The organism is Protofrankia sp. CiT1 (genome assembly GCF_917627335.1).
Classification (GTDB): Bacteria; Actinomycetota; Actinomycetes; order Frankiales; family Frankiaceae; genus Protofrankia.
Map to the genome: position 1 here is coordinate 1 of NZ_CAKJTP010000216.1, position 5,153 is coordinate 5,153.

General features: G+C 69.9%; 4 protein-coding genes. All 4 read left to right on the forward strand.

Going from position 1 to position 5,153, the window contains the following annotated elements; all coding sequences use genetic code 11:
- A partial coding sequence (locus tag MJ785_RS20180; RefSeq protein ID WP_239382309.1) for a thiopeptide-type bacteriocin biosynthesis protein occupies window positions 1–680 on the forward strand: 680 nt, incomplete at its 5' end.
- Window positions 677–1,876: a lanthionine synthetase C family protein gene (locus MJ785_RS20185; RefSeq protein WP_239311422.1), complete on the forward strand. Its 1,200-nt coding sequence runs from the start codon at window positions 677–679 to the stop codon at window positions 1,874–1,876. The genes MJ785_RS20180 and MJ785_RS20185, both read left to right, overlap by 4 nt.
- Before the next feature lie 63 nt (window positions 1,877–1,939).
- Entirely contained in the window at window positions 1,940–3,136 is a 1,197-nt protein-coding gene (gene fxlM, locus MJ785_RS20190) for a methyltransferase, FxLD system (RefSeq protein ID WP_239382311.1), read from the forward strand.
- Window positions 3,137–3,393: 257 nt separating this feature from the next.
- Window positions 3,394–5,016, forward strand: a complete 1,623-nt coding sequence (locus MJ785_RS20195; protein ID WP_239382313.1) for a helix-turn-helix transcriptional regulator — start codon at window positions 3,394–3,396, stop codon at window positions 5,014–5,016.
- Window positions 5,017–5,153 lie beyond the last annotated feature (137 nt).

Here is a 5,153-nt window from a genome sequence, read left to right on the forward strand (position 1 = left end):
ACCGCAGCGTCCGTGAGACCGACCATCTGCGGCTGCGGATTCGCACGGCCGGCCAGGAGGAGTACGCCGCGGTGGCTTGCGCGGTCGGCCAGTGGGGGCAGCAGCTCTGCGACGCGGGCGCGGCGTCCCGGCTGACCCTGGCGACCTACCATCCCGAGATCGGCCGTTACGGCAGTGGCGCCGCGATGGACGCCGCCGAAGCGGTGTTCGCGGCAGACTCGCACGCGGTCGCGATCGCACTTCAGCTCCCGACGCCGCTCGCAGTCCATCCGATGGCGCTCGCTGCCATCGGCATGGTGGACATCGCCGACGGTTTCCACGCCGACCCCGTCCGCGCGAACGCCTGGCTGCTGGAGCACCTCGCCGCCAAAGCCGCGCCCGGTGCGGATCGGCTCGTCACCGAGCAGGTCACCCGCTGGGCAGCCCGAAGAGCCCTGCCGGGCGATACATCCCTGCCCACCGCCCTCGCCCAGACGTGGCAGGCCCGCCGGGAAGCGTTGACCCGCTATCGGTTCGCGCTCCCCGGGAACGCCGACGCCGATCGGATTCTGTCCACGCTCCTGCACATGCATCACAACCGCGCCAGGCTGATCGATCGCGCAGACGAGGCCACCTGCCGCCGTCTGGCCCGGCAGATCGCTCTCACCCGACGCGCACACACCACGGCGGACAGCCCGTGACCACGCGCTCCCGTTTCCCGACGGTCCCAGCCCTCGGCGATGCCGAATCGGCGCGCTGGGCTCAGTCCCTCGGCGACGGAGCACCAGGGATCGCACTGGCGCATATCGCCCGCGCCCGCGCTGGCCTCGACGGCTGGGAACCGGTGCACCGCCTCGCGATGGCGATGACACGTAGCCCGCTCAACGCCCATCCCGACACCGCCAGCCTGTACCAGGGCGCACCGGCCGTCGCCTACACCCTGCACACCGCCGGCCACCCCGCCTACGACGCCGCGCTCGCCACCCTCGACGACGCCATCGCCACCGTCATCCGGCAGCGTCTGGAGACCGCCCACCGCCGCATCGATCATGGGCAGCTGCCCCACGCCCGCGAGTACGACCTGATCAACGGACTCACCGGCCTCGGCGCCATCCTCCTGCACCGGGACCACGAAACCGCTCTTCTTCGGGACGTGCTCACCTACCTGGTGCGGCTGACCCGACCCATCCGCGTCAACGGCCGCGACCTGCCCGGCTGGTGGGCGACGGGCAGCCCCGACCGACGCGCATCCGCCCGGTGGAACGCCGGCCATGCCGGATTCGGCATGGCCCACGGCGTCGCCGGGCCGCTGGCGCTCCTGGCCATCACCAAGCGCCAAGGCATCACCACGGCGGGACACGTCGACGCGCTCCACACCATCGTCACGTGGCTTGACCAGTGGCGCAGAGGCCAGCGGCGGACCGACTGGTGGCCCGAAGTGATCGACCACAACGAGCTACGTACCGGCAGCGCAGCTCGCCCGGGGCCGCATCGACCGTCCTGGTGCTACGGCAGTCCCGGAATCGCCCGAGCCGAACACCTCGCAGCCCTCGCCATCGGCGACCAACAACGAGTTTCCAACGCGGTCGAGACCCTCATCGGATGCCTCACCGACGACCACCGGCTCGCACAGCTCACCGACGCGGGACTCTGCCACGGCTGGGCCGGGCTCCTCCTGACGGCCCACCGGGCCGCGGCCGACACCAGCACCGGCGAGCTCTCCGCCGCCCTGCGCGCCGCCCAAGCACACATGCACCGGTACCTACGCGGCAAGGGTGACCCCACCACCGCGGGACTCTTGGACGGCGCGACCGGCATCGCGCTCGCCCATTCTGCCCTGGAGATCACATCTGACTCGGCGCTGCCAGACTGGGACCGCTGCCTGTTGATCAACTAGCAGTTGGTTACCCCGCCGAGGCCGCTGTCACCACCATGCCCCCTGCCGCTGTGAAGGAGACTGATGGACACCACCGCAGCCACATCACCAGGCGCGTTGCGCGACCGCATGGTCGACCGCATCCTCACCAGCCAGGATCTGCCCCCGTGGGTCGAAACGGCGCTGCGTTCCGTCGAACGCCACCGCTACGTCCCCGAGGCGCCGCTGACCGACGCCTACGACGAGAAGGCGGTCATCACCCACGCCTTCCCCGACGGCACCCACCTCAGCTGCGCATCCGGCCCCACCATCGTGGCCGCCATGCTCACCGCCCTCGACGTCCGGCCCGGCCAGCGCATCCTGGAGATCGGCGCCGGAACCGGCTACAACGCGGCCCTTCTCGCCACCCTCGTGGGAACCGGCGGCCACGTCACCACCATCGACATCAACGCCGACGTCACCGCCGCAGCACGGCGCAACCTCGACGACACCGGCTTTCCTCACGTCCGCGTCCTCACCCGCGACGGCGCCGACGGCGCCGCCGAGGACGGCCCGTTCGACCGGGTCATCGTCACGGTCGGCGCCTGGGACATCCCACAGGCCTGGTGGGACCAGCTCGTCCCCGATGGCCGCCTCGTCCTCCCGCTGCGCTGGCGCGGCACCACCCGCGCTGTCGCACTCACCAGGCAGGATGACCACTGGAAGTCCGACTGGGTCTTCCTGTGCGGCTTCGTACCCATGCTCGGCCAGCCCGGCGAACGGAAGAGCGTCATCCACCCCGACGGCCTCGCCGCCCTGCACCACGACCTCGACCAGCCCATCGATACCGAGGCCCTGCGCGGCGTCCTCGACCGGGAGAAGTCCACCGTCTGGTCCGACGTGACCGTGCACGGCCAGGAACCCTTCGACCGCGTCTGGCTCCACCTCAGCGCCGTGGACGACGGCGCGGTCCGCATTGAGGCCGACCAGCAGGCTGTCACCGAGGGCCTGTGCACACCCGCGATCGCCTCGCGCAGCCCAGCCCTGGTCAAAGACGGCTCACTGGCCTACTTCACCATCCGACGCACCTCTGCCCCAGGGCGCTGGCAGCTCGGCGCCATCGGCCATGGACCCCTCGGTCACCGTCTCGCCTCACGGATCGTCGACCAGATCGACGCCTGGGACCACGACCGCACCGCCGACCCCGAAATCCTCGCCTTCCCGACCGGCACGCCGATCCCCAACCAGACGAAAGGCAAGATCATAACCAAGCCAGAGAACCGCCTGGTACTGCGCTACTAGCGGTACGCAACTGCTCCTGTCCAGGACGCCTGCCACCCGCGTACCCGCGCGACATCTCGCGGCAAGGCAGATCAGTTGCGGTCGGCGTGGAGAGGTGACAATGCCATCGCAAAGAGCGGCAACCTGCCACCCCGATCACTACTGCCCTGATAGTGATGGACCGGTTACCGTGGGCGGGTTCCGAGCTAGAACCGATCGGTGGCAGTAGCTGCCGGATCAGCGAGCATCCTTGACCTGGAAGGGGTGGCAACGTCGACATGAACAGGCCCAGCCAAAGGGTTGAGCAGGACGAGTTGCGGACTCGGATGCACGCGACCGGCATGAGCCACCACGAGATCGCGATCGAGTTCGCCCGCCGCTACCGGCTACGCCCCCGCGCCGCCTACCGTGTCGCACACGGCTGGACACAGCAGCAGGCCGCCGATCGCATCAACGCCCACGCCGTCCGTGCCGGCCTCGACCCGGAGGGCGCCGCCCCGATGACCGCGCCGCGGCTGTCTGAGGTGGAGAACTGGCCTCACCCTGCCCGGCGGCGTCCCACCCCGCAGATCCTCGCCCTGCTCGCCGAGGTGTACGGATGCGATCTCCACGCCTTGGTCGATGTCGACGACCGTGAACACCTCCCTCCGGCGGACGTGTTCCTGATCAACGGCATGCGCCGTCCGCCGGACCGCGTGGCTGCGTCGTCGACGGCCTCTTCGATCACGCCCTCGGCGCCACCATGGGGCACGACTACCGAAGGACCGGTCGAAGTCGCCTTCAGCGCAGCCAGAGCTGGGCAAGCACCGGCCCCCAGCTCGGCCGGTCCCGCCGACGAAGGCAACGTGATCATTTTTCCGCAACTCGCCCCGGACGGGAGGATCGTCCTCATGCCACTCGATCGCCGGGGTTTCCTGCGTGGCCTGGGCCTCACCGCAGCCAGCGGCGCAGCCCTCAGCCCGCTCGCCACGATGCCGACGATCCCACCAGGATCGTCCTCCATCGACCCACGCGTCGTCGATCACTTCGCACGCCTGCGCGCCGTGCTCGCGGAGAACGACAACCTCTTCGGACCGCGCCAGGTCATCACCACAGCGCAGGAACAGACCGGCCTCATCGCCACCCATCTCCGACACGGCACGAATTCGCGCCCACAACGGCAGACCCTGCTCCACATCCAAACGCAGTTCGCTGATCTCCTCGGCTGGCTCCACCAAGACAGCGGAGATCACGCCACCGCCGGATACTGGCTCGACCGAGCGCTGGAATGGTCACACCGCGCAGGCGATCCCAAGGCCACGGTGTTCATCCTCGCGCGCAAGAGCCAACTCGCCGCCGACCGTGGCGACCCAGATGAAGCTGTCGATGTCGCCGACGCAGCGTTGACCAGCGCGGAGCCAACCGGTCGTCTTGCCGTCATCGCCGCGACCTACAGCGCGTACGGCCACGCACTACGGGGCGAGAAAACCACCTGCCTGACGCTCTACGACCGCGCCCATGACATCCTCGACCGGGCCGGGCCCGACACCGGCCCCTGGGGCGAGTTCTTCAGTCCCGCCTACATCGAAGTCCAGCGGGCACACAGCCTCGCCGCACTGGGTGACTACCCGGCCGCAGCCACCGGGTTCCGGGCCGCGATCGACGGCCTCCCCCCGGCCTTCTACCGCGACCGCGGTGTCTACCTCGCTCGCGAAGCCCTCGCGCACGCAGGAGCACGCGAACCAGAGCAAGCCGCCGTACTCGGTCTCAACGCGCTCACGGTTGGCGCCAGCACGCACTCCGGACGGATCATGACCAGTCTGCGGTCCCTGCGTGACGCCGTCGCCGGATGGCAGACTGTCCCCCAGGTACGCGAGTTCCGCCAGGCGATGGACCGGGCCACCACGGCCATCACCGGCTGACTACCATCCCGCCACCGGCGATCCGGTCCGCCCCTACCAGGGGCCGGCCCCAGGGAGGACGAGCCGCTCCATGACCCAGCTCGACGACCACCGCTGGATGACCCGGGCCATCGACCTCGCCCACCGCTGCCCACCTG